This window comes from Actinoalloteichus spitiensis RMV-1378 (assembly GCF_000239155.1).
GTDB classification, from domain to species: Bacteria; Actinomycetota; Actinomycetes; order Mycobacteriales; family Pseudonocardiaceae; genus Actinoalloteichus_B; species Actinoalloteichus_B spitiensis.
Genome location: NZ_AGVX02000255.1, coordinates 1 through 2,114, shown reverse-complemented (window position 1 = coordinate 2,114; position 2,114 = coordinate 1). Strand labels below are relative to the sequence as shown.

Below are 2,114 nucleotides of genomic sequence, written 5' to 3'. Positions count from 1 at the left end.
CGGCGGCCCTCCTGGTGAAGGTGATGGCGAGGACGCGTTCGGGTGGTACCCCCCGCGCGCACAGGTGGGCGATCCGGCGGGTGAGGGTACGGGTCTTGCCGGTGCCCGGGCCGGCGACGATGAGCAGGGGGCCGGCGGGGGCGCCGGCGGCTCGGCGCTGGTCCGGGTCCAGTCCCCCCAGCGGCCCCTCGCCCGGTTCCGCCGCCCTGGCCGTTCCCGTGGGAGCTGCGGGGGGCGACCCGGTGTCCGGTGGTGGCGGCGGTGGCAGCTCCCGACCGCGGTGGGCCGTCACCTCCGTGGCGGCCGCGCGGGCGCCGTCGGGACCGGTCGCGGTCCTCGCCCGGGTGGGGGCGGCGGTCGGCTCGGCGTCGAAGAGGGCGGGGGTGAGGCGTTCCCGGTCGCGGCGGAGCTCACCGGGTTCGAAGAGCCGGATGACCCCGTACTCGCCGTCGTAGCCGCCGTCGCGGATCACCTCGCCCCGCCTCAGCCTGGCGATGGCCTCGCCGAGCAGCGTCGACCGGGCGGACAGCTCGTCGACGGGCACCTCGTCGAGGATGGCGAGTTCGGGTCCGTACAGACCGGTCAGTTCGGCGATCTCGCCGAGCACGCGCTTGCTCTTGGGCCCCACGCCGAGCAGTTCCCCCATGATCTCCGGCAGCGGCACCAGGCTCCGGAACGGCGTGGCCGTGGCCGGCCGGTACCCCGCCGGCCGGTCGGCCAGCTGGGCGACCCGGTTCGACACGCCCACGGTGACGGGTCGACCGCAGGCACCGCACCGCCCGCCGTGCTCCCTGGTCTGCTCCGGTGTCCACCGGACACCGCACTTGCGGTGCCCGTCCAGGTGGTACTTGCCCTCGTCGGGGAAGAACTCGACGGTGCCGGCGAGGCCGTCGCCCGTCTCCATGGCCCGGCGCACCGCGTAGTAGTCCAGTTCGGTGTCGAAGACCGTGGCCTCCCGCCCGAGCATCGGAGGGGAGTGCGCGTCGGAGTTGCTGACCAGCTGGAAGCGGTCGAGCCCCGAGACGGTCCAGTTCATCGCGGGGTCGCTGGAGAGACCGGTCTCCAGGGCGAAGACGTGCGGCGCGAGGTCCCGGTAGCACTCGTCCACGCTGTCGAACCCGGACTTGGAGCCCAGCACCGCGAACCAGGGGGTCCACACGTGCGCGGGCACCAGGTAGGCGCCGTCGCCGCTCTCCAGCGCGATCTCCAGCAGGTCCCGCGAGTCCAGGCCCAGGATCGGCCGCCCGTCGGAGCCGAGGTTGCCGATCCTGCCCAGCCTGCGGTTGAACTCCTCGGCCGCGGCGAAGTCGGGCATGTACACCAGGTGGTGGACCTTGCGGGTCAGCTCACCCGCCTTGTAGATGGTGGAGATCTCCACCGAGAGCTGGAACCGGACCGGGGAGGAACAGGACGCCGGAAGGCGACGGAGGATGTCCCTGTCCAGGTCCGGCCTGATGCGGAACAGCCCCGGTTCGGCGGGTTCGAGGGTGTCCTGGAGGTGCTCGAACCAGCGAGGATGGGTGAAGTCGCCGGTTCCCACGAGGTGGAGTCCCTTGCGCCGGGCCCACCATGCCAGGTTCTCGAGGTCGCAGTCGCGGCTGCATGCCCGCGAGTACTTGGAATGAATGTGCAGATCGGCGAAGAAGCGCACCGGTGGATCTTGTCATGTCCGGTTGGTCCGGCGGTGGGCGCGTCCGGTGCGGCGGTCGTTCGGGGTCCCGACAGGTCGGTCGGGGTGACGGCGCACGCGCCACGCCCGGAAGCCGGAGCGTCCTCGCTGGACTTCGGATGGCCGCACCCCCTCCCATGGCCGTGTCGTTCGCGCCGCTGGACACGGCCGTTGGGTCCTTCCGGCTTACTGGACACCCCACGTGGTCTCGATACACTCCGCGCGACCACTGACGGCGACCCAGGGAGCACGCATGAGCGCACGCCCGGGCCGCCTCCTGTCGTGGTCGGGCATGGTGCTCGTGAGCGCGTTGTGCACCCTGGTGGGGCTGGCGGCCCCCGCCGCCGCCCGGCCTGGTGCCGGCGGGACCGGTCTGGCCAGCGGCGTGACGCACGCGGTGCGCGCGGACCCGGCCAACCAGCACGAACGAACCGGACCTCGCGCC

Annotated in this window: 2 protein-coding genes; one reads left to right on the top strand and one right to left on the bottom strand. The window is 72.8% G+C overall.

All coding sequences use genetic code 11. The features are described from left to right. On the bottom strand, nucleotides 1-1,651 hold a 1,651-nt coding region (locus tag ACTIDRAF_RS0212495; protein WP_016699081.1), incomplete at its 3' end, for an endonuclease Q family protein. Nucleotides 1,652-1,922: 271 nt separating this feature from the next. Between ACTIDRAF_RS0212495 and ACTIDRAF_RS28560 the strand changes: the two genes are divergently transcribed. Continuing rightward, on the top strand, nucleotides 1,923-2,114 hold a 192-nt coding region (locus ACTIDRAF_RS28560), incomplete at its 3' end, for a hypothetical protein (RefSeq protein WP_039787038.1).